General features: G+C 56.4%; 23 protein-coding genes. 4 read left to right on the top strand and 19 right to left on the bottom strand.

The window, feature by feature from the left end:
• Positions 1-17 precede the first annotated feature (17 nt).
• The 6 genes from RT197_RS12160 to RT197_RS12185 form a co-directional block, all read right to left on the bottom strand.
• Positions 18-986, bottom strand: coding sequence for a sugar phosphate isomerase/epimerase (locus tag RT197_RS12160; RefSeq protein WP_312950923.1), 969 nt, complete (start codon positions 984-986; stop codon positions 18-20).
• Positions 983-1,711: a ThuA domain-containing protein gene (locus RT197_RS12165; protein ID WP_312950926.1), complete on the bottom strand. Its 729-nt coding sequence runs from the start codon at positions 1,709-1,711 to the stop codon at positions 983-985. Before RT197_RS12165 ends, RT197_RS12160 begins: the two co-directional genes overlap by 4 nt.
• Position 1,712: 1 nt before the next feature.
• A complete protein-coding gene (locus RT197_RS12170) occupies positions 1,713-2,819 on the bottom strand; it encodes a Gfo/Idh/MocA family oxidoreductase (RefSeq protein ID WP_312950929.1) in 1,107 nt (368 codons plus the stop codon).
• 56 nt (positions 2,820-2,875) lie between these two features.
• Entirely contained in the window at positions 2,876-3,748 is an 873-nt protein-coding gene (locus tag RT197_RS12175; RefSeq protein WP_312950932.1) for an AraC family transcriptional regulator, read from the bottom strand.
• Positions 3,749-3,861: 113 nt separating this feature from the next.
• Positions 3,862-5,070, bottom strand: coding sequence for a nicotinamide mononucleotide deamidase-related protein YfaY (locus tag RT197_RS12180; RefSeq protein ID WP_312950935.1), 1,209 nt, complete (start codon positions 5,068-5,070; stop codon positions 3,862-3,864).
• An 83-nt stretch (positions 5,071-5,153) separates the two neighbouring features.
• Complete coding sequence (locus tag RT197_RS12185) at positions 5,154-5,696, bottom strand: YfaZ family outer membrane protein (protein WP_312950937.1); 543 nt, start codon at positions 5,694-5,696, stop codon at positions 5,154-5,156.
• 264 nt (positions 5,697-5,960) lie between these two features.
• On the opposite strand from RT197_RS12185, the gene katA reads away from it, so the two are divergent.
• Positions 5,961-7,409 carry a catalase KatA gene (katA, locus tag RT197_RS12190; protein WP_312950940.1) on the top strand — a complete coding sequence of 483 codons (1,449 nt, stop codon included), beginning with the start codon at positions 5,961-5,963 and terminating at the stop codon, positions 7,407-7,409.
• 39 nt (positions 7,410-7,448) lie between these two features.
• Here katA and RT197_RS12195 read toward each other — a convergent pair whose 3' ends face one another.
• Complete coding sequence (locus RT197_RS12195) at positions 7,449-8,405, bottom strand: Rpn family recombination-promoting nuclease/putative transposase (RefSeq protein ID WP_312950943.1); 957 nt, start codon at positions 8,403-8,405, stop codon at positions 7,449-7,451.
• Between the two features lie 157 nt (positions 8,406-8,562).
• Between RT197_RS12195 and nudI the strand changes: the two genes are divergently transcribed.
• Complete coding sequence (gene nudI / locus RT197_RS12200; RefSeq protein ID WP_312950945.1) at positions 8,563-8,988, top strand: nucleoside triphosphatase NudI; 426 nt, start codon at positions 8,563-8,565, stop codon at positions 8,986-8,988.
• Here nudI and menE read toward each other — a convergent pair.
• The 7 genes from menE to RT197_RS12235 form a co-directional block, all read right to left on the bottom strand.
• A complete protein-coding gene (gene menE / locus RT197_RS12205) occupies positions 8,980-10,344 on the bottom strand; it encodes an o-succinylbenzoate--CoA ligase (RefSeq protein ID WP_312950948.1) in 1,365 nt (454 codons plus the stop codon). The two genes, nudI and menE, sit on opposite strands and share 9 nt — an antisense overlap.
• On the bottom strand, positions 10,341-11,306 hold the full coding sequence (gene menC / locus RT197_RS12210; RefSeq protein WP_312950950.1) for an o-succinylbenzoate synthase: 966 nt from the start codon (positions 11,304-11,306) through the stop codon (positions 10,341-10,343). Before menC ends, menE begins: the two co-directional genes overlap by 4 nt.
• A complete protein-coding gene (menB, locus tag RT197_RS12215; protein ID WP_312951233.1) occupies positions 11,306-12,163 on the bottom strand; it encodes a 1,4-dihydroxy-2-naphthoyl-CoA synthase in 858 nt (285 codons plus the stop codon). The genes menC and menB overlap by 1 nt, the downstream gene beginning before the upstream one ends.
• Before the next feature lie 14 nt (positions 12,164-12,177).
• Positions 12,178-12,939, bottom strand: coding sequence for a 2-succinyl-6-hydroxy-2,4-cyclohexadiene-1-carboxylate synthase (gene menH, locus RT197_RS12220; RefSeq protein ID WP_312950953.1), 762 nt, complete (start codon positions 12,937-12,939; stop codon positions 12,178-12,180).
• Entirely contained in the window at positions 12,936-14,606 is a 1,671-nt protein-coding gene (gene menD / locus RT197_RS12225) for a 2-succinyl-5-enolpyruvyl-6-hydroxy-3-cyclohexene-1-carboxylic-acid synthase (RefSeq protein ID WP_312950955.1), read from the bottom strand. Before menD ends, menH begins: the two co-directional genes overlap by 4 nt.
• A gap of 246 nt (positions 14,607-14,852) precedes the next feature.
• Complete coding sequence (gene elaB, locus RT197_RS12230) at positions 14,853-15,155, bottom strand: stress response protein ElaB (protein WP_312950957.1); 303 nt, start codon at positions 15,153-15,155, stop codon at positions 14,853-14,855.
• Between the two features lie 57 nt (positions 15,156-15,212).
• Entirely contained in the window at positions 15,213-15,674 is a 462-nt protein-coding gene (locus tag RT197_RS12235; protein WP_312950959.1) for a GNAT family N-acetyltransferase, read from the bottom strand.
• 68 nt (positions 15,675-15,742) lie between these two features.
• Here RT197_RS12235 and rnz point away from each other — a divergent pair, with 68 nt between their 5' ends.
• A complete protein-coding gene (gene rnz, locus RT197_RS12240; RefSeq protein ID WP_312950961.1) occupies positions 15,743-16,660 on the top strand; it encodes a ribonuclease Z in 918 nt (305 codons plus the stop codon).
• 81 nt (positions 16,661-16,741) lie between these two features.
• Complete coding sequence (locus tag RT197_RS12245) at positions 16,742-17,746, top strand: chemotaxis protein (protein ID WP_312950963.1); 1,005 nt, start codon at positions 16,742-16,744, stop codon at positions 17,744-17,746.
• 88 nt (positions 17,747-17,834) lie between these two features.
• Here RT197_RS12245 and nuoN read toward each other — a convergent pair whose 3' ends face one another.
• The 5 genes from nuoN to nuoJ form a co-directional block, all read right to left on the bottom strand.
• Complete coding sequence (nuoN, locus tag RT197_RS12250; RefSeq protein WP_312950966.1) at positions 17,835-19,292, bottom strand: NADH-quinone oxidoreductase subunit NuoN; 1,458 nt, start codon at positions 19,290-19,292, stop codon at positions 17,835-17,837.
• 6 nt (positions 19,293-19,298) lie between these two features.
• Complete coding sequence (gene nuoM, locus RT197_RS12255; RefSeq protein WP_312950968.1) at positions 19,299-20,828, bottom strand: NADH-quinone oxidoreductase subunit M; 1,530 nt, start codon at positions 20,826-20,828, stop codon at positions 19,299-19,301.
• A gap of 146 nt (positions 20,829-20,974) precedes the next feature.
• On the bottom strand, positions 20,975-22,816 hold the full coding sequence (nuoL, locus tag RT197_RS12260; RefSeq protein ID WP_312950971.1) for an NADH-quinone oxidoreductase subunit L: 1,842 nt from the start codon (positions 22,814-22,816) through the stop codon (positions 20,975-20,977).
• Complete coding sequence (nuoK, locus tag RT197_RS12265; protein ID WP_312950973.1) at positions 22,813-23,115, bottom strand: NADH-quinone oxidoreductase subunit NuoK; 303 nt, start codon at positions 23,113-23,115, stop codon at positions 22,813-22,815. The genes nuoL and nuoK overlap by 4 nt, the downstream gene beginning before the upstream one ends.
• The gene (gene nuoJ, locus RT197_RS12270) at positions 23,112-23,666 is read right to left on the bottom strand and encodes an NADH-quinone oxidoreductase subunit J (RefSeq protein WP_312950976.1); all 555 of its coding nucleotides are present in this window, start codon (positions 23,664-23,666) and stop codon (positions 23,112-23,114) included. The genes nuoK and nuoJ overlap by 4 nt, the downstream gene beginning before the upstream one ends.
• Positions 23,667-23,677 lie beyond the last annotated feature (11 nt).

The following is a 23,677-nucleotide window of genomic DNA, read 5'->3' on the forward strand; positions in this document are numbered from 1 at the left end:
CTATCCTTGTCTGTGCTTTATGCCCACCACATGTCCAACGGGCGTTGCCGAATTAATATCGATTGCAGGTTGGTGACCGCACGCATAAAGCCTTCGTCTATCGACATTAAAGCGTCTTCGTGCTCAATGCTGATCACGTAGTCATAACCCCAGGTACGCAGGGCGCTGATAATATCGGACCATTGCTGAATGCTGTGACCATAACCGACGGTGCGGAAATTCCACGCGCGGCTACGAATATTGCCGTAGGGCTGCATATCCGTTAAGCCGTACATATTGATATTGTCCTGATCCAGATAGGTATCTTTGGCGTGAAAATGGTGGATTGCACCTTTTTCACCGAGGATTTTAATAGCGGCAACCGGGTCAATACCCTGCCACCATAAATGGCTGGGATCAAGGTTCGCACCAATGGCGTCGCAGGTTTCTTCCCGCAGTTTTAGCAGGGTATACGGGGTGTGGCAAAGAAAACCGCCATGCAGTTCAATGCCAATTTTGACCTGATGCTCTTCCGCCAGGCGACCAATCTCTTTCCAGTAGGGGATCAGTTTATTTTCCCATTGCCAGGTTTTCATATCGCTGTAAACCGTCGGCCAGGGGACAACCGGCCAGTTGGGTGCCGTGGCCCGATCATCATTTCCCGCCGTGCCGGAAAAGGTATTGACGACCGGCACGCCCAGTAAGCCCGCCAGTTTGATGGTTTTACGCAATATCGCGTCGGCGGCTTCACGTTCCGCTTTGATCGGCGAAATAGGGTTATCGTGGCAGCTCAGCGCACTAATGGTAATACCGCGCGAGCTGAATTTTTCTAAATAGGCTGTCCGGGCCTCTGCGCTGGCTAACAGCTCATCAGTGGGACAGTGATGATTACCGGGATTACCGCCGCTGCCCACTTCCACCGCATCCAGACCAGCGCCCTGGACTTTATCCAGCATCTCATCCAGCGACAGGCTGGCAAATAAAGGAGTAAAAACGCCAAGTTTCATTTTACTGCTCCTTGTATCGGGAATAGATTTTTGTCATTGCCGTAAACGGGATAATGGTTATTACGCGGGCAGCAATATTCCACGCCGTTGCAAATAATTTTCTGCACGATCTCGTTATAGTAAGTCGGATAGCTTTCATGGCCCGGCTGGAAATAAAAAATTCGTCCGTTGCCGCGTTTATAGGTAATACCGCTGCGGAAAACGTTGCCGCCTTCAAACCAGCTTAGAAAAACGGTTTCATCCGGGGCGGGAATATCAAAATGCTCCCCGTACATTTCTTCTTTTTCCAGCACGAAACTTTCGGGAATGCCTCTGGCAATATCATGAGCCGGGTCGATGACAAACAGCCGCTCTTTTTCATCTGCCTCGCGCCATTTCAAATCGCAACTGGTGCCCATCAGCTTCATAAAGATTTTCGACATATGCCCGGAATGCAGCACGATAAGCCCCATCCCGTGTAATACCCGCTGCTGTACGCGCTCAACGATTTTATCGTCAACTTCTTTGTGGGCAATGTGCCCCCACCAGATTAATACATCCGTTTCGTTCAGGACGCTTTCGGTCAGACCGTGCTCCGGCTCATCCAGCGTGGCGGTGCGGGTACTGAATCCGGCAGCCTGTAAAAATTGGGCAATTTGGCTATGGATGCCGTGCGGATAAACCGCCGCGATATGCGGCTCCTGTTGTTCATGCCGGTATTCATTCCAGACAGTTACACGAATCATTTCACTGCTCCTCACGGACAAAATACACCGGCTGTCCTGTTTTGGCTGAAGAGTAAATGGCTTCCAGAATTTGCGTGACCACCAGCGCTTCTTCAGGTTTCACCACCGGCGTTTTATCGTTAATCACCGCGTCGATCCATGACTGCGCTTCCAGCAACGCCGGATCGTCCCCGGTGGCATCGTAGAAATCGACGCCACCGACGGCAAACTGAACTTCTTTTTCCCAGGTCGCGCCGTAGGTTTCGCCGTTAATGCGCAGGCCGTTGTTCATATCCGCACCGCCTTTGGTGCCGCAGAGCGCGGTTCTGGCTTCGCCAACGTCGAGCGTATTCAGCGCCCAGCTTGATTCCAGCATAATGGTGGCACCATCCTGCATGGTGATGAAGCCAAATGCGGAATCTTCGACGGTGAATTTTTCCGGGTCCCAGGGTCCCCATGCGTTTGCCGCATCCCGGGTGGACGCCAGTTTATGATAGGTATTGCCGACAATACATTTTGGCTGATAGTTCTTCATCATCCAGAGGGTTAAATCAAGCGCGTGGGTACCAATGTCAATTAACGGGCCGCCTCCTTGCGCTTCTTCGTCCAGAAAAACACCCCACGTCGGCACCGCGCGCCGCCGGATCGCTTTGGCTTTTGCATAATAAATTTCTCCAAGATCGCCGTTTTCACAGACCTGATGCAGATAATGTGAATCCTTACGGAATCGGTTCTGATAACCAATCGTTAGTTTCTTACCGGTGCGGCGCGCGGCATCGACCATCGCCTGCGCTTCAGCCGAGGTTTTTGCCATCGGCTTCTCGCACATGACATGCTTACCCGCTTCCATAGCGGCAATTGAAATACTTGCGTGTGAAATATTAGGGGTGCATACATGAATAATATCTATCCCGGCATCAGCCAGCATTTCGCGGTGATCCGTATAGACTTTAGCGTCAGCAGAGCCATACTTCGCTTTCGCTTTCTCCGCCCGCTCAACGTTAATATCACAGAAAGCTATCAGTTCCACTTCCGGGATCTGGATCAGGGCGGGCATATGTTTTCCATTAGCAATACCGCCGCAACCTATAATACCTATCTTGACCATAACCAGCGTTCTCCACTCCATATGATAACTGGCGCTATAATACAAAATAAGTCAGGGCCAATGTTCCTGGCTTTTTATTATTTTATCCCGGATATTGACCTTCTATATTTCAGCGGCGCAACGCCCGTATTTTGTTTAAATACATGATGAAATGTTTTTACGCTGTTAAAACCAATACGCTCTGCCACTTCGGATACGGAGATCTCTTCATTCAGCAATAACCATTTCGCCTGATTCAGGCGATAATTATGCAGAAAGCGCACAAATGTCATGCCGGTATTCTTTTTAAAAAAGCGGGCAAAATAGCAGGCGCTGAATCCCATAAATTTTGCAACATCATCAAGAGTAATATATTCATGATAATGATGTTCAATATAAGAGAAGATTTTATCAAGCCGGACTAAGGTTTTTTCTGATTTACTCGCCACCGCTTCCCCTAAGGGGCGTTTGGCCTGCTGCTGGCTCAGCGGGATCTGGCGATAGATGAGCGCAATCATCTCCATCAGCGCGGCTTTAATCAGGTATTTGTAACCCGCAGCCTGATGGTGATCTTCCCGATGAATGACCGCTAAAAGTTCCCGGATCTTAGCCGTTGTTTCCTCAGGCCAGCTGCGGCTATGGCTTTCCATTGAGGAGAAGAGCTGGCGCAGGCCGGGTTCGCCTGCGGTTTCTTCTTCATGAAACAGGGAAAAATCAAACTGAATGACGATCCGCTCACTGTTGGGTGACGCGAGGAAGTAGTGAATATCCCCAGCATTAATGAACTGGATCTCGCCCGCCTGCATGACAATCGGGACATCGTTGATCCCCAGATGCAGCACGCCCCGCGTCACATAAATAACTTCGACGACTTTATGCCAGTGGGGATACACGAGCACTTCACCTTCATGAACAAACCGCTGAAACGGGAATGACCGATCGAGGTGAAATAGCTCAAGGTAGTGACTCATGGCAATAATCTCCGTTGCCGCTGTATAGTGGTGATCCTTCAGGCTATCGGCCCCGGTTACACGATTAGCGTGGCGTCCGGGGCATCAGGGTGTTAGCGCATGAGCGTAAGTCGTTAAGTCTGTTCGGGAATGTCCAGCGTTTCGACGATATTGATCCAGCCATGTTCGCTGGTGAGGGGCTTACCATTCAGCCAGCGGCGCAGCATATTCAGCGCCATCATCGCGCAGACTTCCTGACGCACCTGCAACGAATGGCGGGTGGTGCTGAACTTCGCCCGCAGCGCCCAGGTGCCCTGCGGCGTGGCCAGCGCAAAATTAAGATGATCGTCTTCCAGTCCCGTCACCGCCAGAGCCAGACCGGCAAAGTGGCTGCCCCGGCGCTCCTGCGCCCAGCGCGCGGTCTGCGCCAGCGTCTCCTGTTGCGCGGGGATGACTTCTGAGGCCAGCAGCGGCGCACCGGCGCGGGCAAGCTGAAGCGCCAGCAGGCCCGCGGTAAACTGTTCGCTTAGCGTCAGGCTCAGCTGCCGTTCCTGAAGCTGTCGGGCAAGCTGTGCGGGCAGCCCTTCCGTGCCTTCAAAAATAAGGCTTTCTCCGGCGACCCGCTGCACCTGCGGCCACAGCGCCAGCATCGCTTCGCGCTGTGACGCCGGACCGGTCAGTTTGAGTTCAATGATCGGCATTGAGGAGCGGTAGCCCATGGTGACGCCAGGCGGCAATTCCAGCGGATCCAGGCTCTGGGCCAGATCGCTTTCCGAGCGGCCAAAAGTGGTCAGACGCAGGCACAGCGGCGGCTCGACGAGTTGATAACGCTTGCGCAGGCGCGGCAGGATTTGCTGCTCGACCATCACTTTAAATTCAGACGGTACGCCGGGCGTGAAAAACATCAGGCAGCGATTCAGCTCGACGGCGAAACCGCAGGCGGTGCCGACCGGGTTGTCGACCAGCTCCGCGCTGGCGGGGATCTCCGCCTGCTTACGGTTGCTCGGGGCCATGATCCGCCCGCGCTCGCTAAAAAAACGCTCCATTTGCGTCAGCCATTCTTCATGCAGCACCAGGTTTTCACCTTTTGCCGTTGCGGCGGCCAGCGCGCTTAAATCATCGCTGGTCGGGCCCAGCCCGCCGTTGACAATCAGTACGTCGGCATGTTCGCTGCGCTCGCGCAGGATCGCCACTAAATCATCAAGATTGTCGCCAACGGTATTGCGGCGCGTGAGGGGAAAGCCCTGGGTAAATAAGAAATCGGCAAGCCAGGCGGCGTTGGTATCGACGATCTGCCCATGCAGAACTTCGTCACCCGTGGATAGCATCTCCACATTTATCATCGTTTTCTCCAGCAAAAGAGGACGATTTACTATAGCGCATGCGGAGGGGAAAAAAAGCGGCGCGGTATAACCGCGCCGGAAGATCAGAAGCTGGCGTTAACGCCAACATACGGGCCGTCAGCGACCGCGCTGTCACGATTGCCCTCTTTACCGGAAAGATTGATATAGCGATAACCCGCCTCCACGCTCAGCGGACGCAGAATGCTTATTCGCGCACCGGCGTTGGCTTCTTCATAATCTTTCACCCCGCTGGAGAGCGAGTCCGGGGAATAATAGTATTCACCAAACAGGCGGAGGCGGTCACCAAGCTGCCACTGGATCCCGCCACCGACGGCAGCCGCGTAGCCTTCATCACCCCGCTGAGGATTAAGATAAACGCCTTTACCGCCTGCGGTGGCTAAAAATGGCCCCAACGGAATGTTCAGACCCAGGCCGAGACCGGCAATGTCGCCGTCATCATCGTTATGCGCCCAGTTACCGCTCATCGCCAGTCCGGTTGATTCAGTACCGAAACCGACGCCGATATTGGTGTAATCCTCACCTGCCTGACCGCTGACGCTAATCGCATTTGCCGCCGCCGGGACAACTAACAGCCCACACAATGCTACCAAAACTGTTTTTTTCATTTTAATGCTTCCACAGAAAAGCCTGAACGCCACAAAAGTACGTGATTGTACAACTGATTAGACAATAAGGAATGAACCAAAAACGCTATTAGTCCGCGACAGGGTCAGCTGAATGGCTGAGGGCTTTAAAAGGCGAAAGGTATGGATGCAATAGAGAGAGACAAGTTGCCCGGGATCAATATCTTAATTACAAATACATCTTAGATTATTTCCTGAAAATAAACGGAAATTATACAATTCTTAAACATCTATCGGGAGATAAAGATGATGAAAAAAGGACTCACCACCTCAGCTGGCGCGCCCGTTGCGCATAATAATAATGTGGCAACTGCCGGTCCTCGTGGCCCCATGCTGTTACAGGATGTCTGGTTTCTTGAGAAGCTGGCACACTTTGATCGCGAAGTGATCCCGGAACGTCGGATGCATGCCAAAGGCTCCGCCGCGTATGGCACTTTTACCGTGACCCAGGACATTACCGCCTGTACACGCGCAAAGATTTTTTCTGAGATCGGCAAAAAAACCGAGCTGTTTTTACGTTTCTCCACCGTCGCCGGTGAGCGCGGCGCGGCGGACGCTGAACGCGATATCCGCGGTTTTGCCATTAAGTTTTATACCGAAGAAGGTAACTGGGATTTAGTCGGCAATAACACGCCGGTGTTCTACCTGCGCGATCCGCTGAAATTCCCGGATCTGAACCACGTCGTCAAGCGCGATCCGCGCACCAACCTGCGTAACCCCACTTATAAATGGGATTTCTTCTCGCATTTGCCGGAAGCGCTGCACCAGTTAACCATTGATTTCAGCGATCGCGGCCTGCCCTTCTCGTATCGCACTATGCACGGTTTTGGTAGCCATACCTTCAGCTTTATTAATGCCAGCAACGAACGTTTCTGGGTTAAATTCCACCTCAAATCCCGGCAGGGTATTGCCAATCTGATGGATGATGAAGCCAAACGGCTGGTGGCGGAAGATCGTGAAAGCTCCCAGCGCGATTTGTTCGATTCCATCGAAAAAGGCGATTTCCCGCGCTGGACGTTTTACGTGCAAATCATGCCGGAAGCCGAGGCTTCACAAGTGCCATATAACCCGTTCGACCTGACCAAAGTGTGGCCACACGGTGATTATCCGCTGATTGAAGTGGGCGAACTGGAACTGAATCGCAACCCGGATAACTATTTTGCCGAAGTAGAGCAGGTCGCGATGTCACCCGCGAACGTGGTGCCGGGAATTGGTTTCTCGCCGGACCGGATGTTGCAGGGCCGTCTCTTCTCCTACGGCGATGCGCATCGTTACCGCCTGGGCGTCAATCATCACCAGATCCCGGTAAATGCCCCGCGCTGCCCGTTCCACAATTATCATCGCGACGGCGCGATGCGGGTGGACGGTAACAGCGGCAACGGGCCGACGTATGAACCGAATAGCTTCGGCGTCTTTCAGGAGCAGCCGGACTACAGCGAGCCGCCATTGAGCGTCGAGGGCGCGGCCGATCACTGGAATCACCGCGAAGATACCGATTACTTCAGCCAGCCGCGTAAGCTGTATGAACTGTTGAGCGATGAGGAGCATCAGCGGATGTTTGCCCGCATTGCCGGAGACATGAAAGAGGTGCCGGAATTTATTCAGCAGCGGCAAATCGGTTTGTTCAGCGAAGTTCATCCAGAATACGGTGCAGGCGTGGCTGCCGCACTGGCAGAGTTGAAGCAGAATAAGTAAGTCGATCCCGGGAGCCGAAAAGGCTCCCGTTTTTTGGGATTAGTGACCGGATTGCTGCAGTTGCTGCGTCGAAGTGCCGGTGATTTTTTCGATCAGGCTCGGTTCCAGACCGTTTTCCAGCATCGCGTGGGCAATACGTCGCGCTTCCTCCTGACGCCCTTCCTGAAAGCCTTTTTCAAGCCCTTGCTGCATACCCTGCTGAAGACCCTGCTGCATTCCTTGTTGCATACCCTGCTGTTCCAGAAACTTTGCAATATTCATTAACTTCTCCTTTTGCTGTGGATGCGGTGTTTTTTCTGCCAGCTCGCGCAGAAAAATAACCGGCTGGGTCGAACTTCCTGACTGCATAATATAGTTGGTTAATGCCCTGAACTGCGTCTGGGTAGTGTATCCCAACTGCAACAGGCTCACCAGTTGCTCTACCAAATCAAGCATATCGCGCTGGCGAATGTGCTTGTGGAGAAACTCCAGCGTCGCCATCCGCCGATGCTGCATAATCTCTTCATCCGGCGTAACGGTGATATCAATCAGGGGAAATTCGCCGTTATAGATTGACCGGGCAAGTTCGTCATCCCGGAAACCATCCAGCCAGCGCCGGGAGTATGGATACGGACTGGTCAGACCGTGATAAAAAAGAAGCGGGATCACCAGCGGCAGTTCGTCTTCTCCCTTTTCCAGATGGCGATTCATCGCCGACAGCGCGTAGCGCATCAGCCTGAAAGCCATGTTTTTATCCGGCGAGCTTTGATGTTCAATCAGCAGATAGATGTAGCCAGCGCCATTGCGGGTTTGCACGGAATAAAGAATATCGGTGCATTTCTCGCGTAAATTCTCCTCAATAAAACTGCCGGATTCGAGCTGGAGCGTGTGGAGATCGCAGAGTTCGCGCAGCCTTTCTGGCAGATGGATCGCCATAAAATCGCGCGCGGTGGCTTTATGCATCAAAAAATGTTTAAACACCGCATCGTGCGGCGTGTAAATGCGGGTGTGGGGCATGGTGCTCTCCTTGCCGTTAATCGTCCGGCAAAAACCTTATCACAGCCGCAAGGCAGGACCCGTTTCAGGTCACAGTTTCCCGAGCTGGCTCGCAAAGCGATCCCCTGCCCGTTTCCGGTTCTGGTAAACTCGGATTTTTATTTTGCAAGGAGTTAACATGCGCCAGAGGACTATCGTCTGCCCGCTGATCCAGCATGACGGGCACTATTTGCTGTGTAAAATGGCCGACGATCGCGGTGTATTTCCCGGACAGTGGGCGCTTTCCGGCGGCGGCGTGGAGCCGGGGGAACGTATTGCAGAGGCGCTACGGCGGGAGGTGCGCGAGGAGCTGGGTGAGCAGCTTATTTTACGCGAAATCACGCCCTGGACCTTCAGCGATGATATCCGGTTAAAAACGTACGCCGACGGCAGCCAGGAAGAGATCTATATGATTTACCTCATCTTTGACTGCGTGGCGGGCAACCGGGAGATCCACATTAATGAAGAGTTTCAGGATTATGCATGGGTGAAAGCAGAAGATCTCATCCACTACGATCTTAACGTCGCCACCCGTAAGACGCTTACGCTCAAAGGATTACTGTAACCGCTGCGCCACCCATTCCTGCAAGGCCCGGCGGGAGATTTTAATACCGCCAGCGTGGAGTTCGCCAGGCAATGCCACCCAGCGCACCGGCTGCTGGTAACGGGCCAGTTTATCCTGCACCCAGCGTGACAACTGCTGTTCGTCAGGCGGCACGTCGCTGTCGACCACGGCCACCGGGCGCTGGCCGAATTCGCGATCCGCAACAGGAACGATAAAAACCTGCCGTACCTGCGGATGCGCGGCGATAACCCGCTCTACTTCTTCAGGCTGAATGCCTTCGCCACCGCTGAAAAAAAGGTTATCCAGCCGACCGATAATGGTCAGCCTGCCATCACGCAGTTCGCCACGGTCGCGGGTGGCAAACCAACCATGCGCATTCAGCAGCGGATGCAGTTTGCCGTCTCGCCAGTAGCCTTCCGCCATGCTGGAGGCGCGCAGCCAGACTTCACCGTCTTCAAGCCGCATTTCTCTTCCGGGCAACAGAGTGCCCACATCCGCCAGGCCATCGGCTTCTTTGGCACAGACCGTGGAAGCAAATTCGGTCAGGCCGTAGCCGCACCAGCTACGGATGCCGCGCTCGCTTGCCCGTTGAGTCAGTTCAACGGGAATGGCCGCGCCGCCGAGCAGCACGGCTTTCAGCGCCACCGGCGCGTCGTTTTCCAGTAAACGCCACAGCTGAGTCGGCACCAGCGAGGCGTGGGTACAGCCCGCCAGCGCCTGTGCCAGAGGCTGTTTCACCCGTACCGTCAGCCGCGCACCGGCGAACAGCCAGCGCCAGACAATTCCCTGCCCGGAAACGTGATACATCGGCAACGAAAGCAGCCAGTCATCATCAGAGGTGAAGGGGATCATCGCCAGCACTCCCTGCGCGCTGGCAAGGTGCGCCGCAAAAGTATGCACCGCCGCCTTCGGCAGGCCGGTGGAGCCTGAGGTCAGCGTCATTGACGCCAGCCGCTGCGGTTGCCATTGCGCCGCTTCGTCTCCTTTCAGCGCCCGCATATGCAGGCGATTCAGGCCGGGAAAATGACCATCATTTTCCAGATCCACCGCGTGCTGCAACGTCAGCGTGGGCAACAGTTGATCCAGCAAAGCCGCAGGCAACTGCGGGTTGACCGGCAGCACGCGCGCGCCGCACTGTAAAAGCGCCAGCCACGTCAGAAGCGCTGCCGGATGATTGCTGGCGCGCAGCATCACGCCCTCCCCCTCCTGCACGCCCTGTGCGGCAAAGCCTGATGCCAGAGCGTCGATACGCGCGCACAGTGTCTGCCAGGTGAGAGTGTCGTCATTAAGACGCAGCGCAGGCGCGTCCGGGCGTAATTTCCGCCATTCGCGCCACGGCCAGTCGCTAAAGATCATAACAGTGGCTCCAGCGCATCGATGGTCAGGCACGGTAAATCACTGCCCGGCCAGCGGCGCAGCAGCTGTGACTGCATCAGGCTGAGCGTATCCAGACCCGGCAGCGTATCCGGGGTCAGCCAGGCGGCAACCCGCGCCAGCTGCGTTAAGCCGAGACTGGACTCAATTGAGGAGCTGATCACCGCCGTTAAGCCCAGCGCGTGCGCGGCTTCCACCTGCTCACGAACCTTTTGCAGGCTGCCGGTCAACGTGGGCTTGATGACCACCGCCCCGACGCCGGGTTCGGCGGCGAACTGAAAATCGGCCTCGCGCAGGCTCTCATCCCAGGCAATGGTGATGCCCGTTTCACGGGCGAAGGCGCGAGAGTCGTCCCGCGTTTTGCACGGCTCCTCAAGGAAGGCAATGCGATGCCGCCACGCCGGATTGACGTATCGGGCAAACTGCTGCGCCCGTAGCGGAGTCCACGCGCGGTTGGCGTCCAGACGCAGCCGAAGATCCGGGATCGCCTCCAGCAGCAGATTGACCACCATCCCGTCCCGTACGGCTTCGTACAGGCCGACTTTGACCTTCGCCACCTTCTCTCCTTCCATCGCGGAGAGCACCGGCAGAAGGGCGTCGGGATCGCCGGTACACAGCGGCGCGGCACGATAATTCGCCGCCTGCGGCAGCTCATCAGCCAGTTCGGCCAGCGCGCAGCTCAGGCCAAAGGCAACGGACGGCAGATCCGGTAAGCCACAGGCGTGATTATGCGACCAGCCCGCCGCCCAGTGCAGCAGCGCCGCTTCGGCCTCCGCCAGCGATTCCTCGCTAAAGCCCGGCAGTGGGGAGATCTCTCCCCACCCTTCCCGGCTCCCGTCGGTCAGGCAGACGAACAGCCCGTCGCGGGTTTTTATCCGCCGCTCGCGCAGCACTACGCCCGCGTCCATCGGGATCTGCCAGCGGTATACCTGCGCGCGACGCATTACGGGTTCCGCTTAAATTTGCTGAAGTCCGGCTGACGCTTCTGATTGAAAGCGTTGCGCCCTTCCTGACCCTCTTCGGTCATATAAAACAGCATGGTCGCATTCCCGGCCAGCTCCTGAAGTCCGGCCTGACCATCGCAGTCGGCGTTCAGCGCCGCTTTCAGGCAACGCAGTGCCATCGGGCTGTTTTGCAGCATTTCACGACACCAGCGCACGGTTTCTTTTTCCAGCTCTGCCAGCGGTACGACGGTATTCACCAGCCCCATATCCAGCGCCTGTTGTGCATCGTACTGGCGGCACAGGAACCAGATTTCACGCGCTTTTTTCTGCCCGACGATACGCGCCATGTACGCAGCCCCCCAGCCACCGTCGAAAGAGCCGACTTTCGGACCGGTCTGGCCGAAAATGGCGTTTTCAGCGGCGATGGTCAGATCGCACATCATATGCAGCACGTGCCCGCCGCCGATGGAGTAGCCCGCGACCATCGCCACGACCGGTTTTGGACAGGTGCGGATCTGGCGCTGGAAATCCAGCACGTTCAGGTGATGCACGCCGGAGTCGTCCTGGTAGCCGCCGTAATCACCGCGCACTTTCTGATCGCCTCCGGCACAGAAGGCTTTTTCACCTTCCCCGGTCAGGATAATGACACCGATGTTGTCATCGTAGCGGGCATCCGCCAGCGCCTGAATCATCTCTTTCACGGTTAGCGGACGAAACGCGTTGCGCACCTGCGGGCGGTTAATGGTGATTTTAGCGATCCCGTCGGCAGACTTTTGATAACGAATATCGGTATAGCCTTCGGAACAGTCCTGCCATTCAACGGCGGCATACAGCATGTTTTCATCAGGATAGATCATCATGTTTCCTTAAATCAGAGAGACAGAAGCTGTGCCAGGGTGGAAGCGACGCCCACCGGGTTTTCCCGATGCGCATTATGTCCGGCAGCAGAAATAATATGGCAGGACGCGTTGAGTTCATCGGCGATGGCCCTGAATTTAGCGTCACGTTCGCCACAGAGATACCAGAAGGGAAAATCCCGCGCACGCAGCGCAGGACGTAAATCAGGCTGGACCGCCAGCGACGTCGCCATCAGCATTTCCGCCAGCGCAGACCCCTGATTATGCTGGCGCAACCTGACCAGCGCCTGACGCTGAGAAACCGTGAGCGAGGCAAAAACCGGCTGCTGATACCAGAGTTCAAAAACGTCATTAAGCGGCGGCTGGCGAAAACGCGCGGCCCAGCGCTGGTCCGAAAGCCGCCGTTCCGCCCGGTCGCGATCGTTCTGCAACCCCGGATGCCCGCCTTCAACAATCACGCCCAGCAAACCGGGCATGGATTGCTGGCAAGCCTGATACATCGCAATGCGGCCGCCGAGGGAGTACCCCACCAACCAGTATTCAAGTATGTTGTAACTAAGTAAGGTATTATTGAGCGCGATACAGACGTCGTCGAAATCTCTTGCCGGGAGATTGACCGACCCACCGTGACCGGGGAGATCGACATACAGCCGCGAAACGTCGCTAAACTGCTCGCCGACCTCGCGCCACTCGCGGTTATCGCCGGAGAAACCGTGCAAAAACACCAGCCAGGGCCGCGTTGGTAGCCCCCGCTCCGCTACGGCATGCAGCTTCATAACTGGCTCACCTGAGCCAGCAGATGCTGAAGCGTCTGCGCGCCGTCTGCGCCGTCCACCACCACTTCGATAATCGTCGCGGCGGGCGTGTTCCATGCCCCGGCCAGCGCCTGTTCCAGCGCCTCCCAGCCGCAGGCGCGGGCGTAGTGCAGATCAAACATTGCGGCAGCGCGATCGAAATGGACGTTTTGCGGCATACAGTACAGGCGTTCGCGCTCGTTCACCGGCGTCGGCAGCAGCGAGAATATCTGTCCGCCGTTGTTATTTACCACAATCAGTACAAAAGGTGCCGGAACCTGGCGCAGCAGCGCGAGGCTGTTGAGATCGTACAGCGCGGAGAGATCGCCGACGATAGCCAGCGTTGGCCGCGCGCTGGCGCGCTGCACGCCCGCAGCGGTGGAAATCAGACCATCAATACCGCTGGCGCCGCGATTGCTGTACACCGGATAGCCGACCGGGAGCTGACCAAGCGCATCAATCAGCCGCACCACCAGGCTGTTGCCGACAAAAAGCTGGCCCTGCTCCGGCAGATACTGGCTGATGCGGTGCGCCAGCTGCGCTTCACCAAAGGTTTCGCGACTCGCCTGCACCGTCTGCCAGGCCTGCTCCGCCAGACGAGGAACAGCCACGCACCACGGCTGACGTTTTTCCGCCGGATGCTGCGCCAGCCAGTCGCCCACCGCGCTCACCAGCCGACGTCCACGATGCTGCGCCGGGTCCAGGCGTCCGCTAAGATTATCCACCAGCCAGTACTCTTCCGGCTCGCAGCTCACCTGCCACTGGAGGAGACGTTTTCCGGTCAGGCTGCTGCCCAGTTGGATCACGATTTGCGCCTGCTTAAGTTCGCTCACCGCCTGCGCATTGCCGAGCCACAAGTCGGCACAGGGCAGCGGCTGTCCGGTTTGCGACAGCACGTCGCTAATCAGCGGCCAGCCGAGAGTTTTCGCCCATTCAGCAACCTGTTTCCCCTCTGCCGCGCTCATCCGCCCGGCGACAATGACCCCGCGCTTTTGCCGCCAGTAAAACCAGTCGCGCTGGATGTCGCTTTTGAGGGTAAGCGCGCTGCGCAGCCAGGGTTTTTCATCCTGCCACCAGTCGCCGAGCGCCTGCTGCCAGGCGGCGTCGGTATCGTCCATTTCGCCGTATAAAGGTTCGGCAAACGGACAGTTGATATGGGCACCGCCCGCGTGCAGGTTGCCGAGCGCGTTATCAATCGTGGAGACCAGCCATCTGGCCGGAATGTCCGGGCTGGGACGCGGCAGCGAGAGGGACTGTGCCGGATGCGTGGCAAACATCCCCGGCTGGCGGATGGCCTGATTTGCGCCGCAGTCGATCAGCTCCGGCGGACGGTCGGCGGTCAGCAGAACAATTTTTTCTCCGGTCAGCCCGGCTTCAATCAGCGCCGGATACAGATTCGCCGCCGCCGTCCCGGACGTCACAATCACTGCCACCGGCTCGCGGCTCACTTTTGCCAGCCCCAGCGCCAGATGCCCCAGCCCGCGCTCGTCAAAATGAGTATGGAGAACCAGCGCGCGGTTTTCCGCCGCCGCCAGGGTCAGCGGCGTGGAGCGGGAGCCGGGCGCAATGCAAACATGCCGCACGCCGTGACGCGTTAATGCTTCCAGGATCACCGTCGCCCAGCGTCGGTTAAATGCGCTTACTGACATAAATTTGTCCGGTATCAATATTGCGACACAGTATAAATAAGAGATAGCGATGAGTTTTTGATATGAGTCGGGAATGCGTGAGTCAGTGCGTCTGAAGATGCAATAAACCCAGCGGCAGAGGCGTTAAAAGAAAGGATTGGTCGATCAAAGGCAAATCTTAAGGCACCCTCGCCCGCTCAAAGCCCTGGCATTATAAAGGGTACTGCCAAAAAAAAGCAGTACCCATGAGGAGTGAGAAGCCGGAAATTAGCCGCGTAGCAGCAGGCCAAGCACCAGACCGGCTGCGGCACCGATGCCCACACCCTGCCACGGTTTTTCACGCACGTAGTCATCCGCGCGATAGGCTACCTGTTTTGCACGGTAGTAATAGGTATCAGAAGCCTGGCTTACGCGGTTTTTCACGTCTTCCAGAGACTGCTCTGCACGGGCTTTCAGCTCAATGTATTTCTGATCGGCAGGATCCCCGGAGGAGCGCAGCACTTCCTCCAGCGTCTCGCTCAGAAGAGTCAGATCGTCGTCGATACGTGATTCATAAGAGTGATAAGACATTTTGCTTTCTCCATGTTTTACAAGGCGTGTCAGCTAACTATAGACAAGGACTTTGCGTTACGCCTGGCGAACTTCGCGCGCCATGCCGATATGGGGGATATCATCCTCCAGATAAATCTCCGTAACCGGGCTGAAACCAAACTGCGCATAGAAGTTTTGCAAATGTGCCTGCGCGCTGAGGTACAGCGCGTGCTGCGGCCAGTGCTGCTCGCAGCTTGCGACCGCGCGGGAGAGCAACTGATAGCCCAGTTTTTCGCCGCGCACCGCCTCGCTGACGATCACTCTGCCTATGACTACCGGATCATATTCACTATCACTTTTCAGAATCCTCGCATACGCCATGAGGGTATTATCACGCCAGCCGAGAAGGTGACGGTTGTCACCCAGCAGGTCGTCTCCGTCGACATCCAGATAGGCGCACTTTTGCTCGACGACAAAAACTTCACAGCGCAGTTGTAACAACGCATAGAGCTGGTGAACGGTTAACTGCGAATGATGAAGATCCTGCCACTGAATCATGCGGTGCTCCTGAATGATGACGCCGGGGTATACTGATACTCATTAATACGCGGCGAGGAAAAGAAAGTATGGAGTTACTGTTTTTGGGAACGTCTGCGGGTGTGCCGACCCGCACGCGTAATATGACGTCGATTTTACTGAATTTGCAACAGCCAACCTTATCCGCAAGCTGGCTTTTTGACTGCGGCGAAGGCACGCAGCACCAGTTACTTAAAACCAGCTATCATCCGGGCAAGCTGGATAAAATCTTTATTACCCATCTGCATGGCGATCATCTTTTTGGTCTGCCGGGATTGCTGTGCAGCCGCTCAATGCAGGGAAATCCCCAGCCGCTGACGATTTATGGGCCAAAAGGGGTGCGCGAATTTGTCGAGGTGGCGCTGCGGCTGAGCGGCTCGTGGACGGATTACCCGCTCACCATTAAGGAAATCAGCGCGGGCGAAGTCTTCCGCGATCAACATCATATCGTTACCGCCTGGCCGCTGAATCATCCGGTGGAGTGTTACGGCTACCGCATTGAAGAGCAGGATAAACCCGGTGCGCTGAACGCCGCCGCGCTTGCCGCAGCGGGCGTCCCCGCAGGGCCACTTTACCAGAAACTCAAACAGGGGCTGACCGTCGAACTGGACGATGGCCGTACCCTCAATGGCAGCGACTACCTGGCCGCCGCAACGCCGGGTAAAAAACTGGCGATTTTTGGCGATACCGCCCCCTGCCCCGCCGCGCTGGAACTGGCGCGCGGCGTAGATGTGATGGTGCATGAAACCACCCTGGAGCACGCGATGGCGGAGAAAGCCAACAGCCGTGGACACTCCTCAACGGTGCAGACGGCGGAGCTGGCGAAGCAGGCGGGCGTGGGCAGGCTCATTGTGACGCACGTCAGCTCCCGCTACGATGAAGCAGGCTGCGCGCAGCTGCTGGAAGAGTGCCGCCGCCATTTTGCCGCCACCGAACTGGCAGCGGATTTTGCGACGATCGCGGTTTAAGCGTCCTGCCCTCTATTTTTTCGTTAAGGTGCCGATAACCCTGTAATACGGTTTCGCGTTTCCTTACCTCCTGAGGGCTTTATGGACACTTTTCAGAAAGACATCGATGACAGGGCGAATCTCACCCTGTCTAACCGCTTTGAACTTTTGCTGTTTCGCCTCGGCGAGTCTGCCCATGACGAGAAATCCGAACTGTTCGGGATTAACGTCTTTAAGCTGCGCGAAATCGTGCCCATGCCCACCTTCACCCGCCCGGCCGGGATCAAGCCGCCGCTGCTGGGGATGGTAAATATTCGCGATCAAATTATCCCGGTTATCGATCTTCCCGCCGTCGCTGGCTGCAAACCGGCAACCGGGCTGAATATTCTGCTGATCACCGAATATGCCCGCAGCGTGCAGGCGTTTGCCGTGGAGTCGGTGGAAAATATTATTCGCCTCGACTGGACGCAGATCCACACCGCAGAAAAAGCCATTAACGGGCAGTACATCACCAGCATCGCCTGCCTGGACGAAGATAAAAACAGCAATAATCTCGCGCTGGTCATCGACGTTGAACAAATTCTGTATGACATTGTTCCGGCGGAGCACGATCTGCACGCCACCAATCTGCAAACGCAGAAATTTAAGGTCAAGCCCGGCTCGACGGCGATTGTGGCAGAGGATTCGAAAGTGGCCCGCATGATGCTGGAAAAAGCGCTTCAGGCGATGGAAATCCCGGCGCAGCTGCATATCACCGGTAAAGAAGCGTGGGAGAAAATCGAGCGGCTGGCGGAAGAAGCGCGCGCGGAAGGCGTGCCGGTCACCGATAAAATCTCCATGGTGCTGACTGACCTGGAGATGCCGGAGATGGACGGATTCACCCTCACCCGCAAAATCAAAACCGACGAGCGGTTAAAACATATTCCGGTGGTGATCCACTCGTCGCTGTCAGGAAATGCTAACGAAGACCATATCCGCAAAGTGCAGGCGGACGGCTACGTTGCCAAGTTTGAAATTAACGAGCTGTCGTCAGTGATCCAGGAGGTGCTGGATCGCGCAGCGCAGAAAGGCAGCGGACCGCTGATTAGCCGCAGACAAAGCGCCTGAGGTGAACGAGGTGCCAGAGGGTCAGGCGTCCCACTTTTGCGAAATGAAAGATAAAAGCCGCTGACAAGTCAGCGGCTTTTTATATCAATTACAGCAGCGGCAACGCGCGCTGTACGATGCTAATCAGCGGCTGCGGCCAGACGCCGAGCACCAGCACCAGCAGGGCGGAGATCAGTACCACAATCCCGCCCGCGCTGTAGGCCCAGTTAGACGGGGCATCGCGGTTAAGCTGCTGCGGAGCGTTCAGGTACAGGCTCACGGCAACACGCAGGTAGTAGTAGAGACCAATCGCGGAACCCACTACCACCGCGCCGACCAGCCACCACAGATTGGCCTGGACGCCGACAGCCAGCACGTAGAATTTGCCGATAAAGCCCAGCGTCATCGGAATACCCGCCAGCGACAGCATCATCACCGTCATCACCGCAGCAAGGATCGGGCGATGCCAGAACAGACCACGGTAGGAGAACAGCGAATCAGCATCCGGGCCACGATACGGGCTGGACATCAGGCTGACCACGCCGAACGCGCCGAGGCTGCTGAACAGGTAGCCTGCCAGATAAACGCCCACCGCTTCCATCGACATTTCGCCGCTTTGCAGAGCAATCAGCGCCACCAGCAGATAGCCGAGGTGTGAGATGGACGAGTAACCGAGCAGACGCTTGATATTGGTCTGGCTCAGCGCCATGAGGTTACCGAAGATAATGGAGGCGAAAGCAATAATGCCCAGCACTACGCGCACCGCTTCGCTATCACCCACCGGAGCGTAGAGGAACAGACGCATCACCACGCCAAAGATGGCGATTTTGCTGGCGGTGGCCAGGAAGGTGGAAACCGGCGCAGGCGCGCCCTGATACACATCCGGGGTCCACAGGTGGAACGGCACCAGTGAGAGTTTGAAGCCAAGACCCACGATCATCAGCCCCAGCCCCGCCATCAGCAGCGGTTCGTGCAGCATCCCGTCACCCAGGCTCTTACCGATCGCCAGGAATGACAGGTTGCCAGTCTGCGCATACACCAGCGCCATACCGAACAGCAGGAATGAAGAAGCTGCGGCAGACAGAATGGTGTATTTGATGCTGGCTTCCAGCGAGCGTTTTTGCCGGTAGGCATAGCCCACCAGACCAAACAGCGGCAGGGAAATCAGCTCAATACCGAGGAACAGCGCGGCCATGTGGTTAGCGTTGGCCAGCAGAATCCCACCCAACGCGGCAATCAGCACCAGCAGGTAGAACTCTTCCTGGTTATCGTTTAAGCCCTCAAGCCACGGATAGGCAAACGTACAGGTGGCGAGGCTCGCCAGCAGGACCAGTCCGGTATAAAACATCGCGTAGCCATCAACGCGCATCAGCGGCGTGACGTCCATGCTACCCGCCTGGCCAACAAACCAGAGCGAAACTAACGCGGCATTCAGCCCAATGACCGACAGCGTGGCATTAAGAAAATGATTGCGTCGCCACGCAATGGAGAGCATCACGACCACCACCGTCAGACCGACGATTAGCAGCGGTAGCAGCGCAATCAGGTGTTGTGGAGTTATTGTCATGGCGATTTACGGCCTTGTAGTAGAAACAGAATTAACAAACCACTGCTGGATGTTGCTCATCGCAGAATGCGAGGTATCCAGAATCGGCTGAGGCCAGAAGCCCAGCAGTACCAGCAGCACAACCAGAAGCAGAATGATAAACAGCTCGCGCAGCGACATTCCCGGCAGCTCCTGGGCGGCGATTTCGCTTTTCGCTTTACCGAAGTAAGCGCGATGCAGCATTGCCAGCGAGTAAACGGAGGCAAACACCAGACCAAAAGTGGAAATCACGGTGATCAGCGGCACCACTTTGAAGCTGCCGAACAGGATCATAAATTCGCCAACGAAGTTACCGGTGCCCGGCATCCCCAGCGTAGCCACAGCGAAGAACAACGACATCGCCGGAAGCCATTTAATTTTGCTCCACAGGCCACCCATCATGCGCATATCGCGGGTATGCAGACGTTCGTAAAGCTGACCGCAGATGATAAACATCCCGGCCGCCGAGAGGCCGTGGGCAATCATCTGGATCACCGCGCCCTGGTAAGCCAGCTGGCTACCGGTGTAAATCGCGATCAGTACGAAACCCATGTGCGACACGGAGGTGTAAGCAATCAGACGTTTGATATCGGTCTGGGCAAATGCCATCCACGCGCCGTAGAAAATGCCGATCACCCCAAGCCACATGGCGATGGGCGCGAATTCAGCGGAAGCGTTCGGGAACAGCGGCAGAGAGAAGCGCAGCAGGCCATAAGCCGCTGTTTTCAGCAGAATCCCTGCAAGGTCCACGGACCCCGCAGTCGGTGCCTGGGAGTGCGCATCCGGCAGCCAGCCGTGTAGCGGAACGACCGGCATTTTCACCGCAAACGCGATGAAGAAGCCCAGCATCAGCAGGTATTCCACACCGTGCGACATCGGCGTTTTCAGCAGCGCTTCGTAGTTGAAGGTCCAGACGCCGGTCGCGCTGTAGTGCACAAACACCAGCGCCAGAATCGCAATCAGCATCACCAGACCGCTTGCCTGGGTATAAATGAAGAATTTGGTGGCCGCAGAAATACGTGTCTTCCCGTCCGAGGCTTTATGGCCCCAGAGTGCAATCAGGAAGTACATCGGCACCAGCATCATCTCCCAGAAGAAAAAGAACAGGAACATGTCGATAGCAAGGAACACGCCGATGACACCGCCCAGGATCCACATCAGGTTGAGGTGGAAGAAGCCCTGGTATTTTTCGATTTCACGCCACGAGCAGAGCACCGCCAGCACGCCGAGCAGACCGGTAAGCGTCACCATCAGCAGCGACAGGCCGTCTATCGCCAGATGGATGCTGATCCCAAAACGTGGGATCCACGGCAGCATGAATTCTGACTGCCACTGCGGCAAACCGGCGGCCTGCGTCAGAGAGTAGCCGCCCTGCAACCAGAGTTGCAGAGAGAGCAAAAACGTCAGACCCATGGTGATCAGCGCGATCCAGCGCGGCATCTTCACGCCGAAGCGTTCGGTCTGCCAGCACAGGAAGCCGCCAATAAAGGGGATTAGTATTAGCCAGGGTAGTAACATGGCGATATTTGTTCCTTGTTTAAGTCCGGCTCAGGCGATCTGAATTATGATAGCGCCTGTCCGTATGGACCTGATTTTCAACGAATTCTCACAAAATGCACTTTGGCGTTCGCGGCCATGAACTGCGCCTGACGAACGCCTGAGACTCAACGCAATACCATCAGCAGAGCCAGTACCACTACCGCGCCAATGCTCATCGACGCTACGTACCAGCGCAGGTAGCCGTTTTCGCTGAACAGCAGCCCTTTACCCGCAAAGCGCGACAGAATCGCCGGAATGTTCATCAACGCATTCAGCGGATCGCGGCGGATAAGCCACGCCACGCCGAGGAACGGCTTGACGAAGATTTTGTCGTACAGCCAGTCGAAGCCCCAGGCGTTATACCACCAGGTGCCCAGCAGACGGCCCGGCGCGCTGTTGGCAATGGACGTGACAAGCGTACGTTTACCCAGCCACAGCCAGGCGGCGATCAGGATGCCCGCAATCGCCACCACGCCAGAGGTAATTTCCAGCGTCAGGATATGACCGTGGTCCATTTCGCGGGTTGCTGGCAGCACGTTCTGCAACGGCGGCACGATCAGCGCGCCCACAAAAGTGGAGAGGATCATCAGCACAATCAGCGGCAGGTGATGCGTGATGCCCTTCCCTGCGTGAGCGTGGATTTGCTCTTTGCCGTGGAAGACAATGAAAATCATGCGGAACGTGTAGAGCGACGTCATAAACGCCCCGACCAGCCCGGCAATCATCAGGTTAAGATGACCGTTAGCCATCGCGCCTGCCAGAATTTCATCCTTACTGAAGAAGCCTGCGGTCACCAGCGGGAGCGCCGACAGCGCCGCGCCGCCAATGAGGAAGCTTACGTACACCAGCGGAATCGACTTGCGCAGGCCGCCCATTTTAAAGATGTTTTGCTCATGGTGGCAGGCCAGGATCACCGAACCGGACGCCAGGAACAGCAGCGCTTTAAAGAACGCATGGGTCATCAGGTGAAAAATGGCTGCGTCCCACGCCTGTACGCCCAGCGCCAGGAACATGTAACCAATCTGGCTCATGGTGGAATAAGCGAGAACGCGTTTGATATCGGTTTGCACCAGCGCGGCAAAACCAGCCATGACCAGCGTGACCGCGCCCACAATGCCAACCAGATGCAGAATTTCCGGGGTCATCAGGAACAGGCCGTGGGTACGGGCAATCAGGTAAACCCCTGCCGTTACCATGGTCGCGGCGTGGATCAGCGCGGAAACCGGGGTCGGACCTGCCATTGCGTCGGCAAGCCAGGTCTGCAACGGTAGCTGCGCCGATTTACCGACCGCACCGCCCAACAGCATCAGGGTTGCCCATTGCAGCGTCGTGCTGCCGGTAGCAAAGTGCTGTGGAGCCAGCTCCACCATCTCACGGAAGTTCAGGGTGCCCAGTTCGTTATAAAGAATGAACAGTGCAAAGGCGAGAAACACGTCGCCGACGCGGGTCACCACAAACGCTTTCATCGCCGCTGCGCCATTCTTCGGATCGGTGTAGTAGAACCCAATCAGCAGATAGGAGCACAGGCCCACGCCTTCCCAGCCGAGATACATCAGCAGCAGGTTGTCGGAGAGCACCAGAATCACCATGCTGGCGATAAACAGGTTGGTATAGGCGAAGAAGCGGGAATAGCCCTCTTCACCGCGCATATACCACGAGGCGAACATGTGGATCAGAAAACCGACGCCGGTCACTACCGACAGCATGGTCAGTGACAGGCCATCCAGCACCAGGTTAAAGCCGATGTTGAAATTACCAACCGACATCCACGTCCACAGTGGCTGGCTGAACGGCGTGCGGTCGCCGTTGAGAAATTCAACGCCAACAAACGCCGTGACCAGTGCAGCAAGTCCAATGGAGCCAACGCCGACGATAGCGGAAAGATTCTCCGACCAGCGGCCGCGCGAGAAGGCCAGTAATAAGAAGCCAATCAATGGCAGAATAATGGTTAAGGCAAGCATGTTCATCCACGCAACTCACTTACTGAATCGATGTTCAGATTCTGGCGACGACGATGGAGCTGTAGCAACAGCGCCAGGCCGATACTCGCCTCGGCAGCCGCAAGGCTGATAGCGAGAATGTACATCACCTGACCATCGGTCTGGCCCCAGTAGCTTCCGGCAACCACAAAGGCCAGCGCGGAGGCGTTAATCATGATCTCAAGCCCAATCAGCATAAACAGCAGATTGCGGCGGATCACCACCCCGGTCAGACCGAGGACAAACAGAATGGCTGCGAGGATCAGTCCATGTTGTAAGGGGATCATGCGTGCTCCTCCGTTTTTCTTTTCGCGCTGTCATTCGGACGATTGCTCAGCACTTCACCGGCGCGATCTTCACGTCCAACGTGGAAGGCAACGACCAGTCCTGCCAGCAGCAGCATGGATGCCAGCTCCACCGCCAGTACATACGGCCCAAACAGCGTGATCCCGACGGCTTTCGCGCTGATAGCCGCACCTTCAATGCCCTGATCGTTAACGCCAAGAGTGGCGTAAATCACCACCACCAGCAGCACCGCCGAAACCACCGCCGGTCCCAGCCAGATTTGCGGCTTCAGCCATTGACGTTCCTGTTCGATTTCCGAACCGCCCAGGTTGAGCATCATCACCACAAACACGAACAGCACCATGATTGCGCCTGCGTAAACGATGATTTCCAGCGCCCCGGCGAAGTATGCGCCCAGCGAGAAAAACACCCCGGCAATCGCCAGCAGCGACACAATCAGATACAGCAGTGCGTGGATCGGATTGGTGTGCGTAATCACCCTGAAGGTAGTCAGGATGGCGATAAGGCCACAGATATAAAAAGCGAACTCCATTGCCCCTCTCC

It is taken from the genome of Superficieibacter sp. (assembly GCF_032071645.1).
Classification (GTDB): domain Bacteria; phylum Pseudomonadota; class Gammaproteobacteria; order Enterobacterales; family Enterobacteriaceae; genus Superficieibacter.